Raw genomic sequence first — 15,642 nt, 5'->3', positions numbered from 1 at the left:
TTATTTATTAAAATTAGACTATATGAATGAATTGAACGATTGGCGGCTACAATCGTGTAGCCCGAGGTATATCTTTTTACGAAAGTGTTTTTTTATACTTATCGTGATGTTTTTCAGCATGGTGACAAGCTTTACTTCTTTCGGACAGACGAAGGAGCGGATTACTCTCAAGTTGGAGAATATGACATTGGAACAGGTATTAAAAAGGATAGAGTTAGAGTCCGGCTATCGGATGTTGTACAACAAGGAGCTTGTGGCTCCGGTAAAAGGAATTACTATTCAGGTGAATAATGAATTGTTGGCTACCGTGATGGATAAATGTTTAGATGGAACGAATCTATCATACACGATTAAAGAGAATACAATTATTATTGCTAAAAAAGGTGCGGAAAATAGAATGAAGATGCCCACGACAATCGTTAAGGGGGTGGTGAAGGATAAGAAAGGAGAACCGTTAATTGGTGTTTCCGTCGTGATTGCCGGAACTGCAATGGGTACGGCGACAGATGGAAATGGTAATTTTTCTTTGCCGGTGAAGGATTCGACTGGAACTTTGTTGTTCACGTATATTGGTTTCAAAATGCAGCGGGTGGTATTTCACCGGGGCAAAGAGTTGCTGGTTGTAATGGAAGAGGATTTATCAGAATTGGATGCCGTGACCGTGATTGCTTATGGTTCTCGTAAAAATAGGGAATTAATTGGTGCTGTATCTTCAGTAAAGGCAGATGATATGAAGGAGTTACCGACTGCAGGTTTTGAAAATTTGTTGCAAGGGCGTATGGCTGGAGTGGAAGTTGTGAATCAGTCCGGGGCTCCGGGAGGAGGAGGAACATTGGTTGTTGTTCGGGGGTATAATACGTTTAATTCGCAGTTTGATGAACCTCTTAGTAATAGTGCTCCTCTTTACGTGATTGACGGTGTTCCCATGTATTCATTCACTTCTCCTCGTACGGGAACCAATACCATCGCGGAGATCGATCCGTCTATTATTGAGTCCGTGGAAGTGTTGAAAGATGCGGCTTCAGCTGCTATCTATGGTTCCAGGGCTGGAAACGGTGTTATTTTGATTACGACTAAAAAAGGGAAGCAAGGACATTCAACTTTTTCCGCTAATTTTTCATATACAGGTTCTATTTTCCCAAAAGCTCCGAAGCATTATGGTGGGATGATGGAACGCAATTATAATATAGCGGCGTTGAGAGGTTATCGTACGGCTAGTCTTTTTACGGGGGAATATCCCAATTCAATTGCAGATGCAAGTAATTTTATGGGGGGACAATATGATTATTTTTGGAATAAAGGTAATTCTATTGACAGAAATACGATAAAAGCACTTCGGGTTTTACAAGATAGTTTGAATCCATTTTATAATAATGCTACGGATTGGTATAAAGAGGCTTTCCGCACGGGGAAAATATATAATGTTAATTTGCAAGCTAGCGGGGGAACGGAGTTAATGCGTTATATGGTAGCAGCCGGGTATTATAGTGAATCAGGAATTATGTTGAGTAGTGATTTTAACCGGATGAATGTGAATGTGGGATTGAATATTCAACCTCATAAACGGATAAAGTTGGATACACGTCTTTATGCTGCTTATACGGATCGTAGTAGAGGAAAGTCTACGAATGGGAAAAGGTTGAATTATAAGGTTGAGGGATTAACCGTGGATCCGAGAACAGCCTCTTCTTTAACATTGAATTCTGGTGTAGTGAAAGATAAATTGTTAGAAGCTCTTAATGAACAGATAGATAAAAATAATTCTTATCGGTTCATGGGAAATATGGGGTTGAGTTTCGAGTTTATAGATGGATTGAATGTAAGGATAGATGGTGGTATTGATTATAATCAGAATAACCGTAACTTCTTTCGCCCTAGTACGATGGATGTAACTAATATGAATGAAAATTATATAGAAGAGGGAATTACTCGGAATATTTTCATGCAGGGTGAAGCTCTTTTGAATTACAGGTTTTCTATCCAGGAGAAACACAATTTTGAGTTATTATTGGGAATGTCTGTGGATAAATCTCAATTGTTTGAAAATGATGCAGATGCTCTTGGTACTCCAAGTGATTACATTCATTATATACAGGGGGTAACTTCTATTAAATACACGAATCCCGAATGGGGTGAGCCACAGCCTTATGAAACCGTGCATGCTTCTTCTAGTTTGGAAGAAAAGATAAATTTGAGTTATTTTGGTCGTTTGGCTTATAATTTTAAAAGTCGTTATTTGTTTGAGTTAACCTTGCGTCGGGATGGGTCTTCTGTTTTCGGTGAAGATCAACGTTGGGCAACATTCCCGTCGGTGGCTATAGGTTGGACATTTTCAGACGAGTCCTTTTTGAAATCAGTTGATTGGTTGAGTTTTGGAAAAATTAGAGCAAGTTGGGGACAATCCGGAGTACAGTTTGATAAGGCTTATCTAGCTCATGGATTGATGGGAATAGGTTCTATTTATGATGGAGAACGAGGAATGAGTGCTAGTGGTATATTGAATCGGAAGTTGGGTTGGGAACAATCCGATCAGTATGATTTGGGATTGGACTTGGATTTTCTTGATTATCGGATCAAATTTAAATTTGATTACTATTATCGTTATACGAAAGATAAATTATGGAATGTAAACCTGCCAAGTAGGGGAAGTTTTTTAGGTGGATTCTCTAAGCAATGGCGAAATGCCATGGAAGTTTCCAATGAAGGTATTGAGTTTGAGGTTACTTGTGATATTCTTAGAGAGACTAAAGTTACTTGGCGGAGTAAAATCACGGCTGCTAGAAATTGGAATCGTTTTGAAAAATCTTATTCGGGTAAAGATGAGGATTCGTTTATCATCGGTAAACCTCTTTTCAATATTTATCTATATAAAGACAATGGCTATTATAATTCACAGGATGAGGTTCCTGTTTATTATCAAACTGACGGATCTAAAAAGTATTTAATGCCGATGTATGCAACACAATATTTTACGGCAGGAGATCCTAAAATTATGGATGTCAATGGTGATGGTAGAATAGATATATCTGATCTCGTGAGAGTCGGTTCTTCCGTGCCGAAACTTTATGGCGGTTGGGCGAATGAACTGAAATGGCGGGATTTTGATTTAAATTTACTTTTTACCTATTCTTTGGGAAGGGATATGTATAAAACTTATGATATTCGTTCGTTAGATGCTTACGATGGTGGACAAGGTGGACAGGCATTGTATATCAATACAGATAAAGCCTCGTTTTGGACGGAAGACAACCATAAGGCTCAGTATGCTCGCTTGGGAACATTGAATGCCATGGGAGGTATGTTGGAATCTAATCTTGAAACAGTTTCTTACATGAAACTCAAACAACTCACGTTAGGTTATAATCTTCCGAAAGAATGGGCTAAAAAAGTGGGAATGGTTGGATTAAGAGCGTTTATTACAGGGGAGAATGTATTTACTCTTTCTAATTATTCGGGTGTTGATCCGGAGGTTGTCAGCATAGAGAATGGGCGGGATGATTTTAATGCTTACCCGTTAGCACGAAAATGGACCATAGGTTTAACTCTTAATTTTTAAAAACATGAGACTGAAAAGATTGTTGTATATAGCGGGATTATTACTATGTTGTTCTTGTGACAACATGTTGGATGTAGAGCCTGAGATTGCTGTAACCTATACGAATTATTTTCAAAATGAACAGGATGTGCATAAAACGTATATTGATATGTATGCTAAATTACGAGAAGTATATTTTCAATATCAATTGCAACCGCATCATAAAATGGGACTGGTATATGATCAATGTAATGAATATTACTCTTATGCCGATGAATTGAAAAATCTTTCTGCTGAAGCTTTTAAAAAAGTTGACGGAACGAGTTGGCTGCTTCATTATAATGTAATTTTTCAATCCAATTTGATATTGGATAATCTGTATCGGGTGCAGGATTTGCCTAAAGACAGAGAGAATTTTTATAGAGGACATTGTTATTTTGCCAAAGGGTTAATGTATTATGAAATTGCTCGGCGTTGGGGGAATGCTCCGATTACGAGAGATTCCAAAAGTATAGATCCGTTAGGACGTAGTGATGCGAAAGTTGTATTGGATACGGCGTTGTCCAATGCTTTGAGGGCTTTTGATCTGTTAAAGAATTACGAGGAAGCGGTTGATTATAACGGACAGAAATTGAAAAAATATTATGCACATAAAGGAGCGGCTGCGGCGCTTTTAGCTAACATCTATGCGTGGAAAGGTGGTGTGTTCAATGATCCGGATGCTTACAAAGAGACAGAAAAGTACTGTACTTTAATTATTGAAAATAAAGTGGGGATTTATAAAATGGTTGACACGCCCGAAGAAGTCTGTTCTGTTGTCATGGATCGCTTGAGTTCTGAGTCTGTTTTTGAATTGTTGAATAGTAGTATTGATTTTGGTTTCACGACCGGACGTTTTTCTCCAGGGATAAATTTCCATATAGGAGAAAACTATGGTTCTGGAGGTTATCCGTTAAATCCATTTGGCTCGTTGTCTAATAATCAATATGAAAATCTTTATTTGATAAAAAACGATCGGGTAAAGAAAATCTGGAGTGATGGAGATTTGAGACGTACGGCTTATTTCTGGAAATTTGATGAAATGGCAGCTGCTGATGAGGAGATCACGGGTGGATTCGCTTATCCCTATTTCTGGCGTAAACCATTGTTGGATGCTGCTTGGGATCCGGCAGAAATGATAAATGTGGATGGGAATAAAATATTCTGGCGTTTGGCAGAGATTTATTTATTACGGGCTGAAGCACGTTGTCGTGCAAATTTGCCGGGAGCAGAAGATGATTTGAATTGTGTTAGAAATCGGGCTCATGCAAAAGCATATCCCGCAGATACTGATACGGAAGGTTTGCAGATGGCAATATTCCGGGAGAGAGAACGGGAAATGTTTTTTGACGGAGAACGCTATTATGATATTGTTCGGAATGGGTATTATACTCTTCCGGGAATGATTTCGGAGGTATTTGAGCAACTTACCGAACAAGATGTAAAAGATGGAGCGTTATATGTTCCGATAATGGATACGGAAATGCAGCGCAATACTTTAATGCGTCAGAATCCGTATTGGTTAGCAAGATGGTAATGATTGGTAAAATATACAGTGTAGTTATGAGTAAATTATTAGTTACAATGATCGTACTCCTTGCATTAGGAGGGTGTTCTACAAATTGGAATTTTGAGAATACGGGATTAGCTAAAGAGCATTTCGACGGAAATATGTATGAATATCTAAAAAGTGATTCTTATAATTGGGATTCAATACGTTTGATAATAGAAAGGGCAGAGTTGGTGCCTTTGTTCGAGGGGGAAGACCCGATCACGTTTATAGGTCCCACGAATCACTCTGTTAGAAAGTGGATGAATAACAAGTTTATAACTTCCATCAATGACATAGATAAGGATGATTGTATTAAAATTGTTAAGGATCATTTGTTTGCCGGGAAAATATTGCGTGACGATATTCCCAAAGGAGAATATCTTACACAGGAAGGAGGAGATGTTTATACGACTCTTTCTGGGAAGAGTATTTGGATGGGGTTGTTTTATGAGGATTATGGCAATGTTGTAGAAGGGGGAGTGCGGGTGATCTATTTAAAGGGAAATGTGACTATTGATGTTGCTTCTTCTAACATACAGCCTACCAATGGGGTTGTACATTCGTTGAGCTATAATTACGTGTTAGGTGGATTATAATGAACTTTAAATAATGGATTATGAGAGGTTATTTTATATATTTAATATGTGTCGTGTTTCTTGTTGCGTGTAATGATGTTACGGTAGGATACTTAGAGACTGAAAATGCCGAATATATGCCTGATTACATGGAAATACCTCAAATCGGGGAGCTGGATGAGATTGCAGATGCCCAACGTATAAAGAATAATGCACCTTGGGTAACACAACCCATTCAGGGAATAGAGGGAACTGCTCCGTTGATTTATACTATCGAGGAAGTGACAGCAACAGAAGGAGGGGATGCCGTGATGTTTAAACAGGAATTGAGTATTATAGGAAACGGTAGTTTTTATTATCCTTTAGAACACAAAGCTCCAGCAGGTAAGTATGTGGTTTCGATCCGGATTACAAACGAGGGATATAGCCATGTTCTAAAAGATGTTTACACTTTTATCGTGAAGTAAACAAAGAGCGATCGTAGAGGCTTGAGGGGTCCGTGTTGTGCGGATCCCTTATTTTGTTTTCTTGAAAAAGCGTTGTCACACGTGGTCCTTTTATTTATGGTACTCGTGCGCCTTGAATATTCATCAAATATATTTTTATCTTTGTGATGAGTAAAATTATTCATTCCATTGAGTGAAAAATGTTAGTATGTATAATCGATAGTTATCAAGCAGGTATTGAAGGATTTCAGAATTTATAAGTGATATTGTATGAATACTTTTAAATCCATAGATGAACTTTTACGAGTTCTTGAAAGGGAGAAGGTTCTGCTAAAGGAAATGTTCCACAAAAGAACATCGTCTTCTTTTAAGTACGACTATGCCTTGGAGCTTACGGAGTATAAGGAAGAAAGGATAAAGTATCTTATTGACTATGGAATAATAAGAGACAGCGGAAATTTTCTCGAGATGGAGGATGTATATCTGAAATTTTTTGAAGATGTATTGCAAGTGAATGAAAATATCAATGTTTCTTTTGTTAATGATTATCTGGGAAGTCTCAATGAGAATATAGAATATTATCTGAAAGAAGATAATGAACAGCGTAAGTATAATTATCAGAGGGAAGTCAAACGATGTTTGAAAAATATTGCAATGATTACTGTGCGTAATGTTATCGATTTGAAACGTAATATTGACAATACATATAAGAATGAACCAAGTTATCAGATTAAACTTTCTAAACTGAGAAATTTGGATGAAAAGCGTAAGAACATAGCCATGCTCATCAATAGGAGTGAGGATGTGATAGAGAATCAGCAACCGGTGTTTTTTAGAGTTGCCATGGATACGCAGATGCGAATGGTTGTGAACGATGTGAAATATCAGTTGAACGATTCTTACCATAATCTGATCGAGATAGAGAAACAGATAATTCATTATTTGAATTTGATTGCTTATCAGAACCGTATTTTCGAGAAAGTGCGCCGTCTGAAGTATCTTCGAGATCAGTTTCTATTGGAGGAGAAAAGTGATATCCGTCAAGTTCTCAGTCTTAGGAATCCTGTATGGATGGAGTCTCAGACAAATTATCGTATAAAACTCTCTATCGATTATTTGCGAACCTCTACTACGGCTCTCGAATTGATAAAGAAAGTTGTTGCCAGAAGAAAAAAACAGAGTAAGGGACCCAAGAATATAGCCGGAGCCATTCCGGAAGAGTATTTGTATGGCAGTAGTGAAATCATGGATTCTGTTAATTTGCAGGAAGTCTATAATGCTTTTACAGCTTCGAGCAGTCATTTGTTTAAGTTTGTTATGAACTATAATTATCACAAGGATCTGAGTGTTGACTGCAAGATTTTGTATTTCTGTCAGATAGCATCGCAATATGCAGATAACCTGAATTTTACTGATGTTTATGAAACAAGCTATGGCGTGGAGTATCCTGTCGTGTATTCCAAATAACTTTAAAATTTAAATTCAACATGAGATATACGGAAGAAATATTCAATATACTAAGTAAGGGAGGTTTCATCTCAGCTAATAGTGTATCGTCTGCGATAAAACGGTTTTATGATGCTTTAGAAGAAGACTTCACGGATTATTATGAGTATTATAAAGGAATTGGTTTCTATCTTGAAGGTGGTGACGGGTATTATATGTTTACCCGTCAGGAATCCAAGGTGGATCTTGAGCGTAAACTTGAGGCGGTAATGAAGTGGATAGACTATTTGAGTTTCTTGAAAACCTATGATGCTACCTTTGGGCCGGGATTTAAATTTCGTCCTGCCGACATAGAGGTACAGATTAGTTGTCAGATAGAACTAAAGGAGAAGGCTTCCAAACTTTTTTCAGATAAGAAGAAATACAATGAAGTTGTAGAAAAACTTGTATTGGAACTTGAAAAGTCGGGGATGATTGAGTTGGAGAACGAGCATGACAATACGTATAAAGTATTAACTGCATTTCACTATATGGAGGATTTAGTGGACTGCATAACGATATCGGAGGAAATGAATGATGAGATATCTCAATAAGGTTATTTTTCTTAATAGCGCCCATGTGCCGTATGCCGAAGTAAAAGTTGACGGTAATGTACACTTTATAGGAACGCAGGGAGTAGGAAAAAGTACTCTTCTGCGTGCAGTTCTGTTCTTTTATAATGCGGATAAACTTAGGTTGGGAATTCCGAAAGAAAAGATGAATTTCGATACATTCTATCTCCCTTATGCCAATTCCTATATCATTTACGAGGTGATGCGCGAGAATGGCGCTTACACGGTAGTGGTAACGAAGTCGATGGGAAGGGCTGCTTTTCGGTTTATTGATACCCCCTACCGGAAAGAGTGGTTTGTAAACGGAGAAAACGAGGTGTCGGCAGACTGGAGCGAGATTCGTACACGCATTTCCAATTCCGGCAGTAATGCCTCTTCATTAGTTTCAGGATACGATATGTTTCGTGATATCATATTCGGTAACAACAGAAAGCCGGAGATGGTGCAGTTTCGTAAATATGCCATCGTGGAAAGCCCCAGATACCAGAATATACCCCGTACAATCCAGAATGTATTTTTAAATTCAAAACTTGATGCGGATTTTATAAAAGATACCATCATACAGTCAATGAATGATGATGAGTTTATTATTGATTTGGGATATTATCGCAGTCAGATTGAATCGTTTGAACAGGAATATTCCGATGTGATGCTTTGGATAAAGCAGGATAAGAATGGTGTTGTTCCGGTCAGAAGACAAGCCGATTCGGTAATAAAAGGATATAGAAAGCTTTTGTATTCAAAAAAGCAGATAGATGACGGCAGGGCAGAGCTTAATTATTCGGAAAAAATGGCATTGCAGATGCTTCCAAGGCTCGAAGAACAGATTGCTTCTTTGAACAAGGAGGTTGAACGTTATAATCGTTTGCTTAACGAAGAGAAAGACAAGTTTGAACAGGAGCGTGACAAACTTGTAAAGCAAAGTGGAATCATAGAATCAGATTTGAAGAGTGTCAAGAGAAAACATCAATATTATGAACAGGAGCATATAAATGAGGTAATATCAAGAGTAAGTAAAGAGCCTGCATTGGAATACGAGTTGAAATCTTTGACTCGGATGTATAACGAGTTGACGAACACGTATAGTGATATTATCCGCAAATATAATTTGCTTGAGCAAGGAATTGATGCTGAATTTGTAAAATTTGAAAATGAATCGAATAAAAGAATTCTTCTTTTGAAAGAGAAACTCAATAATAAAATATCTGCCCTGAAAAAGACATGTGACGAGCAGGTTGACGAAATAAGGACTATTTATGACGAAAAGCTGAAAACATTGTCAGATAATAAATCTTTCATACTAGAGGAGATATTCAATTTAAAACAGCAAAAGACCAAAATAGAGTATACGGTTCATTTTAAAACGGAAATAGATGATTATGAAGATCAGTTGAGATCTCTGTCTGTCGAAGAAAAAGATACAGCCATGAAAGTGGAGCGTATGAAGTTGGATTGTGACCGCTTCCGACAAAAATCACAAGAGGAAACAGGGCTCTCCGACAAGAAATATGATACAGAAATTGATGATATCGTATGTCATAGAAAACAATTGGATGTTGAAATGGAGGCCTTGCGAATTCTTATAGACAATAGTAAAGGCTCCTTTTGCGAATGGCTTGAAAAGAATAAGCCCGGATGGCAGGAAAGTATTGGTAAGATTGCAGACGAGAAACTGATTCTCTATAATCAGAATCTTAGTCCGCAACTTGGGGAAGACGGTAATAATTTCTTTGGTGTGAAGGTAAATCTTGCAGGAGTGGAACGTGATCTACGTACTCCCGAGCAACTAGAGGCGGAATTTGAAACTAAATCTTCTGAAAGAGATGCTGATACGAGAAAGATTAATCTACTGAATGAGGAAAAAGAAAAGCAAGCAGAATCTATAAGGAATAAATACAGAAGGCAAATTTCCGTGATATCAAACGAGATGCATCTTCTTGAGAGTCAGCTTCAGCAGTATCCGACAAAGATGAAAAACTTGAAAGCAGAATTGGTATCCTGGCAACGCAAGGAAGATGAGTGGAAGAAAAAACAGTTGGAAGAAATAGAAATAAGCATCGGCGGTAAGGAAAAGGAAAGACAGAAATGCTCTGATGATGAGGGAGTATTAAAAAAGGAAAGGGATAAGCGCATAGGTCTTATTTATGATGAACAAAGAAAGGCCGAAAAGAGAGAAAGGCTTGCTGTAGACAGCGAAACAGAGGCTATTGGAAATGAAATTTCTGATCATCGGTTGGAAATGGAAATCAAGAAAAAAGAGCTATTCAAACTTCAAAATGATGAACTAAGCGGTAAAGGGGCCGATACATCGGTTATAGATGTATACAAGTCAAAGATAAATTCTATAAAAAACGAATTGAAATACATATCTAGTAAACGTTCTTTAGTGTCGGATTATGAAAAGGATAAAAGAGAACTTTTTGACCGGGAGCAGCAATTGCGTGACGATAAGAAAAATAATGAGTTGCATCTTAATGACTTGAATGAAAAATATGCATTGAGGAAGAAAAAACTTATTGATCAGTATAATGCTGCAAAAAATGAAGTGGATGCCAGAGATAACGAGAGAAACTCTATAAAGAAGGATTTTGATGTACTTGATAGTTTTAGAAAGGATGAAAATTTTTGTCCACCGGAATCATACACGTCATGTGAACTTGTTACCAAAAAGACATGTGGAATTATTATTGAAGAACTGAAAAGTCTTATTATTTCCTTGAGTAAGGATACGGAGAATTTTAAGAAGGCCGTAAATCTTTTTAATAGTAATTTTACGGCAAGGAATACTTTCAGTTTTCCCTTGGCACTTGTAAGTGATTCGGACTATATGGATTTTGCATCCAATTTGAGTGAGTTTGTAGAGAATAATAAGATTGCTGAATATCAAAATCGTATAAGTGAAAGGTATGTGAATATAATCCGACGAGTATCAAAAGAAACGGGGAACCTTACCCAGAATGAAAGTGAAATACATAAAACGATAAATGATATAAACGATGATTTCGTGAAACGGAATTTTGCCGGAGTGATACGTAGCATCGAACTTCGTCCGCAGCAAAGTAACGATAAGCTCATGCAGTTGTTGACCGAAATAATGAAATTCAATAACGAGAATAGCTTCAACATGGGAGAGATGGATCTGTTTTCACAAGATTCGCGTGAAAATGTCAATCTTCGGGCCGTGAAATACTTGAATACATTCAGTAAACTCCTCAAGGACGAGCCGTCGCGCAAAAGTCTGGTTGTATCCGACACCTTTAATCTGCAGTTCCGTGTAGTGGAAAATGACAACGATACCGGGTGGGTAGAGAAAATTGCGAATGTAGGTTCCGATGGAACAGATATTTTGGTAAAAGCTATGGTGAATATTATGCTTATTAATGTATTCAAGGAAAAGGCTTCAAGAAAATTTAGAGATTTCAAAGTACATTGCATGATGGACGAAATAGGTAAACTGCATCCTAATAACGTAAAAGGGATACTTGATTTTGCTAATTGTCGAAATATCCTTCTAGTAAACAGTTCTCCTACAACATATAATGTTGAGGATTATAAATATACTTATCTGTTAAGCAAGGATTCCCGGAGTAATACCAGAATTGTACCATTGCTTACACGTAAATAGAAGATTTGTTTCGGTAATGCATTTTGAAATATGGAGAGAAATAAATTTACAGTTTCGATAGCGAGAAAAGTATTGCGTATGTTTGGCGGAGAGTCGCTTCCTTCAAGCTCTTTGCCACATTGGATCGCTGACGAACTTAAAGAAGAAGGACTCATCTCTGCTGTTGCTCGCGGTAGCAGGTATTCGTATCGTCTGACGGATGTTGAGGCCTGTCGTAGATATGTTAAAGATAAATACACCTCAGGCACGGCACTTGAACGGTGGATTGAAGTTTTGAGTGAAGATGATGATGCCTTGGGACGCCATATGCTTGTACAAGAAACAGGAAACTCTAAATCAGTGAAGTTAAGAACGTTCCGAGGTTTTCTTGTGAATAGTTATGAACCTGTAAAAGCAATGATGGGTGACTCTGATTTTATTATTTCGCCTACTGAGAGTACTGCTGTTTTTATACAAAATCCCGAAAAATTCCATATCCCATCCGACGTTGTAATTGTTGGTATTGAAAATGGAGAAAATTTTCGGTATATCCGTCATCAGAAATATTTGTTCGGTAACAAAAAGATACTTTTTGTATCCCGTTATCCGCAGTCGTCTGATTTGAAAGATTGGCTTAGGGGGATATCTAATGAGTACATTCATTTTGGTGATTATGATCTGGCGGGTATAAGTATATATCAATCTGAATTTTACAGGATTCTTGGTGAAAGGGCAAGTTTTTTCGTCCCTAAGGATATCGAGGAAAGATTGAGAACGGGTAATGAAAAGTTGTATAATGCTCAATATCTCCGATATAGGAATATGAAGATTATTGATTCACGTTTGAATTGGTTGGTTGAAATGATTCATCGTTATCGGAAAGTATACGAGCAGGAAGGGTATATTGTCTGATTCTAAAAATGGCAGAAATAACTTGAGGGTTTCCTGTAGTTTTTTGATTTATACTCCTTGCTTATTTCCAAAAAGAGATATATGCAGTCGATCGCAGAAACGCCATCCGTTTCGGATGCAATGTTCCAGTGTTTTAGGGATCGAGAGGTTTAATTCTTCGGGAGTGGCACCCATGGGCATTAACAAAATGTCTTCGTTTGCCCATCCGTCTAGTTGTCTCAAGAGTGCTTGAATTTCACTCACGTCGTTTTCCCCGGAGTAAACGAATTTTAGTTGAAATTCTTTTTTGTTTTTGCGTACGTGCGTGATAAATGATTGTATGGCCGGAATGTTGATACGGGTATTGTTGTGGTGCTCTGCGTAGGGAGTGGGAGGAACAGAGCCTGACAATTTGGGAGAAAGACTAAAAAAGTCGATCGTTTGGGCACACTCTTCTACATAAAGCGTGGCGTTAGTTTCGACGGTAATGTGAAAATGGGCCTCTTTTTTTAATTGCAGACACAACTCCTTGACTTTATCCGCTTGCAAGAAAGGTTCACCACCCGTGATCACGAGATGATCTATGTTTCCCCGGTTGTGACCGATAATTTGTATGATCTCTCTTATTGGTAGGGAGAATGAATTCTCAACTTTAAAAGCGGCATATGCCGTGTCGCATTCGCAAGTGTTCCCGGCAAGTGTTTTCCACGTGCAATGGAGGTTACACCCGGCTAACCGGATAAACAGGGAAGGTATGCCGTTTAATTTTCCCTCGCCTTGAATCGTTCCCGGCACGTGTAATCCCGAGGCAGGTAATTCCTTTAGCAGTTTTCCGTCCTTGTCTTTCGTGATGGGGAATATACCATCTTTTGCCAAATGCAACATGCTTAAGTTTTTAGTTTTTATCTTTTTTCATTTCTTCCCACCACAGCTCATCTTTCCATTCTTCCCGGATAGCCTCGGAAAAACGGATATCATGAATATTGAAGTTCACGAGTTTCAAGTCTTCCCGGAAAGCCTCGGCATACCCGGTTGCCGTTTCGTGTACCCGAACAGAAGAGAGCCGTACGTTTCCTTCTCCGTTTTTATGCTCCGTGTTTTGCAGAATTTTGTCGATCAAGTAAAGGAGCAACAAAGCGTACCCTTCTGCAGAAGGAGAGACGGGGATTTCTGCCACCCGCCGGTTATATTTGTAGATAAAAGTCTTCAAATCATCGGATTCTTCCTGCCACAGCGAGTAGGTGTGGTCAAAACTATCCACAAGTTCCTTCACTTTATCCAGCAGCACGAAGTCCATCACCATATATCCCCGGTCCAACTTGTCGGACGTGATAAACACTTCCACGATGTATGAATGTCCATGAATGTTCTCCCGACAACGATGTGAAGAACAATTCCGCACGATGTGTGCCCCCTCGAATTTGAATAACTTTCTGATTAACATGTATCAATTTTAGATTTTAAATCCGACTAATTTCTTGATTTTTGATATTACATCGTTTTTTTCATTTTCAATTCTCCATTTTCAATTAACTAACGGATCCTTTATTCCTGCCTCTTCAAATGCTTTGGCCCGGAGAAGGCAACTATCGCAGGTGCCGCAAGGTTTTTCATTGCCGCGGTAACAGGTCCAGGTGAGGCTGTAGTCAACCCCTAGACGATCGCCTAAACGTACCTCGTCGGCTTTGGTCATGTGCATGAAAGGAGCGTGAAGGGTGATTTTTTGTTTTTTCTCGGCACCGAGAACGGTTCCCAAGTTGATCGTTTGTTCCATGGAACGGATGAATTCCTCCCGGCAGTCCACGTACCCGGAATAATCCACTTCGCTGACCCCGATAAAAATGTCAGTGATATCGAGGGCGTCGGCATAGGAGGCCGCCACGGAAAGAAATACCATGTTTCGGGCTGGAACGTACGTGTCCGGAATAGTAGTCCGGTTTATATCTCCGTCGTGAATATCCATTTTCTCGTCTGTGAGGGAACATCCATCCCATTGGTTCAGCATGATCTTCACGAATTTGTGTTCTTTTACTCCGGCAGCTTTTGCCACGGCTTTTGCCGCTTTTATCTCTTTATCGTGTTTTTGCCCGTACTCGAAGGTGATGGCATATAATTCATCAAATCCTTGTTCTTTGGCAACGTATAGAGCTGTCGTGGAATCCAGTCCACCGGATAATAAAACAAGTGCTTTCTTCATGATTTTTCTTTCTTCTTTTATTTATAGATGCAAAGGTAATATATTTCGGGTTACGATCAATAAGATATGGAATGAGTAATTAATAAGACTTTTTGTCAGTTATTTTGATCATCGGAAATCTTGCCGTGCGGCATTAATTACGTTCGTTTTTCACTTTTATAAAACTTTTTTTATTTACTATTTTGCTCTTATTTTCCCCATTTATTTTATATTTGTCAGATACTAATATTTGAAAATCAAAGAGTGTTCATCTTTTTTAATGACTAATTCGTATTTGATATGTTTGGAAAGAAAAAGAATGAAGATGACTCTGAAAAATTAATAGAAGTCAGTGCTGACAACCTGACAATGCTAACAATAGGGACAATAGTGAAAGGGATAATTACTATTGCGGGAGGATTACATCTGGAGGGAACGTTAGAGGGAGACATTATTTGTAAAGGGAAAGTTGTCATTGGTTCACAAGGAAAAGTCAAGGGAAATGTAAACTGTGATATTGCGGTGTTATATGGTTCGTTGCAAGGAGATATTCACGCGACGAATGAACTGTACATGCGATCTGGGTGTATGGTAAAAGGTGATGTCTATACGCGTAAGCTGGAAATAGAACCGAATGCCAGGTTTGATGGAGTTTGTAATACTACCGGAATGAATGCACCCGTGAAGGAAAAAACATCAAAGTAAAAAAGGTCATGAAGGAGAAGAAGTTACCCAAGGCTGAATTATAGAACACTTAAATTGAAATC

General features: G+C 38.3%; 12 protein-coding genes. 9 read left to right on the top strand and 3 right to left on the bottom strand.

Going from position 1 to position 15,642, the window contains the following annotated elements:
* The first annotated feature begins 22 nt into the window (after nt 1–22).
* From D8S85_RS03635 to D8S85_RS03600, 8 genes are all read left to right on the top strand, one after another.
* Nucleotides 23–3,556: a SusC/RagA family TonB-linked outer membrane protein gene (locus D8S85_RS03635; RefSeq protein ID WP_158641706.1), complete on the top strand. Its 3,534-nt coding sequence runs from the start codon at nt 23–25 to the stop codon at nt 3,554–3,556.
* A 4-nt stretch (nt 3,557–3,560) separates the two neighbouring features.
* A complete protein-coding gene (locus tag D8S85_RS03630) occupies nt 3,561–5,111 on the top strand; it encodes a RagB/SusD family nutrient uptake outer membrane protein (protein ID WP_106624918.1) in 1,551 nt (516 codons plus the stop codon).
* 26 nt (nt 5,112–5,137) lie between these two features.
* Nucleotides 5,138–5,722, top strand: coding sequence for a fasciclin domain-containing protein (locus D8S85_RS03625; RefSeq protein ID WP_158641705.1), 585 nt, complete (start codon nt 5,138–5,140; stop codon nt 5,720–5,722).
* 20 nt (nt 5,723–5,742) lie between these two features.
* Nucleotides 5,743–6,168: a hypothetical protein gene (locus D8S85_RS03620; protein WP_106624916.1), complete on the top strand. Its 426-nt coding sequence runs from the start codon at nt 5,743–5,745 to the stop codon at nt 6,166–6,168.
* A gap of 249 nt (nt 6,169–6,417) precedes the next feature.
* A complete protein-coding gene (locus tag D8S85_RS03615) occupies nt 6,418–7,614 on the top strand; it encodes a hypothetical protein (protein ID WP_106624915.1) in 1,197 nt (398 codons plus the stop codon).
* 20 nt (nt 7,615–7,634) lie between these two features.
* A complete protein-coding gene (locus tag D8S85_RS03610) occupies nt 7,635–8,186 on the top strand; it encodes a condensin complex protein MksE (RefSeq protein WP_106624914.1) in 552 nt (183 codons plus the stop codon).
* Nucleotides 8,170–11,829: an ATP-binding protein gene (locus D8S85_RS03605; RefSeq protein ID WP_127075706.1), complete on the top strand. Its 3,660-nt coding sequence runs from the start codon at nt 8,170–8,172 to the stop codon at nt 11,827–11,829. Before D8S85_RS03610 ends, D8S85_RS03605 begins: the two co-directional genes overlap by 17 nt.
* Nucleotides 11,830–11,859: 30 nt before the next feature.
* Nucleotides 11,860–12,720, top strand: a complete 861-nt coding sequence (locus D8S85_RS03600; protein WP_106624913.1) for a DUF7281 domain-containing protein — start codon at nt 11,860–11,862, stop codon at nt 12,718–12,720.
* A 48-nt stretch (nt 12,721–12,768) separates the two neighbouring features.
* Here the strand turns inward: D8S85_RS03600 and D8S85_RS03595 are convergent, their stop codons facing one another.
* From D8S85_RS03595 to queC, 3 genes are all read right to left on the bottom strand, one after another.
* The gene (locus tag D8S85_RS03595) at nt 12,769–13,584 is read right to left on the bottom strand and encodes a 7-carboxy-7-deazaguanine synthase QueE (RefSeq protein ID WP_106624912.1); all 816 of its coding nucleotides are present in this window, start codon (nt 13,582–13,584) and stop codon (nt 12,769–12,771) included.
* Nucleotides 13,585–13,594: 10 nt separating this feature from the next.
* Nucleotides 13,595–14,143, bottom strand: coding sequence for a 6-pyruvoyl trahydropterin synthase family protein (locus tag D8S85_RS03590; RefSeq protein WP_106624911.1), 549 nt, complete (start codon nt 14,141–14,143; stop codon nt 13,595–13,597).
* Nucleotides 14,144–14,224: 81 nt separating this feature from the next.
* Nucleotides 14,225–14,896, bottom strand: coding sequence for a 7-cyano-7-deazaguanine synthase QueC (gene queC, locus D8S85_RS03585; RefSeq protein ID WP_106624910.1), 672 nt, complete (start codon nt 14,894–14,896; stop codon nt 14,225–14,227).
* A 279-nt stretch (nt 14,897–15,175) separates the two neighbouring features.
* Here queC and D8S85_RS03580 point away from each other — a divergent pair, with 279 nt between their 5' ends.
* The gene (locus tag D8S85_RS03580) at nt 15,176–15,580 is read left to right on the top strand and encodes a bactofilin family protein (protein ID WP_106624909.1); all 405 of its coding nucleotides are present in this window, start codon (nt 15,176–15,178) and stop codon (nt 15,578–15,580) included.
* Nucleotides 15,581–15,642: the final 62 nt, after the last annotated feature.

This window comes from Butyricimonas faecalis (assembly GCF_003991565.1).
GTDB lineage: Bacteria > Bacteroidota > Bacteroidia > Bacteroidales > Marinifilaceae > Butyricimonas > Butyricimonas faecalis.
Note: the sequence above shows the minus strand (reverse complement) of the source record. Positions and strands in the feature narration are given on the sequence as shown.

Bases quoted from the DNA above. Each gene is read 5' to 3' on its own strand.
- D8S85_RS03635 (WP_158641706.1), top strand. From the start codon at position 23: ATGAATGAATTGAACGATTGGCGGCTACAATCGTGTAGCCCGAGGTAT.
- D8S85_RS03630 (WP_106624918.1), top strand. From the start codon at position 3,561: ATGAGACTGAAAAGATTGTTGTATATAGCGGGATTATTACTATGTTGT.
- D8S85_RS03625 (WP_158641705.1), top strand. From the start codon at position 5,138: ATGAGTAAATTATTAGTTACAATGATCGTACTCCTTGCATTAGGAGGG.
- D8S85_RS03620 (WP_106624916.1), top strand. From the start codon at position 5,743: ATGAGAGGTTATTTTATATATTTAATATGTGTCGTGTTTCTTGTTGCG.
- D8S85_RS03615 (WP_106624915.1), top strand. From the start codon at position 6,418: ATGAATACTTTTAAATCCATAGATGAACTTTTACGAGTTCTTGAAAGG.
- D8S85_RS03610 (WP_106624914.1), top strand. From the start codon at position 7,635: ATGAGATATACGGAAGAAATATTCAATATACTAAGTAAGGGAGGTTTC.
- D8S85_RS03605 (WP_127075706.1), top strand. From the start codon at position 8,170: ATGAGATATCTCAATAAGGTTATTTTTCTTAATAGCGCCCATGTGCCG.
- D8S85_RS03600 (WP_106624913.1), top strand. From the start codon at position 11,860: ATGGAGAGAAATAAATTTACAGTTTCGATAGCGAGAAAAGTATTGCGT.
- D8S85_RS03595 (WP_106624912.1), bottom strand. From the start codon at position 13,584: ATGTTGCATTTGGCAAAAGATGGTATATTCCCCATCACGAAAGACAAG.
- D8S85_RS03590 (WP_106624911.1), bottom strand. From the start codon at position 14,143: ATGTTAATCAGAAAGTTATTCAAATTCGAGGGGGCACACATCGTGCGG.
- queC (WP_106624910.1), bottom strand. From the start codon at position 14,896: ATGAAGAAAGCACTTGTTTTATTATCCGGTGGACTGGATTCCACGACA.
- D8S85_RS03580 (WP_106624909.1), top strand. From the start codon at position 15,176: ATGTTTGGAAAGAAAAAGAATGAAGATGACTCTGAAAAATTAATAGAA.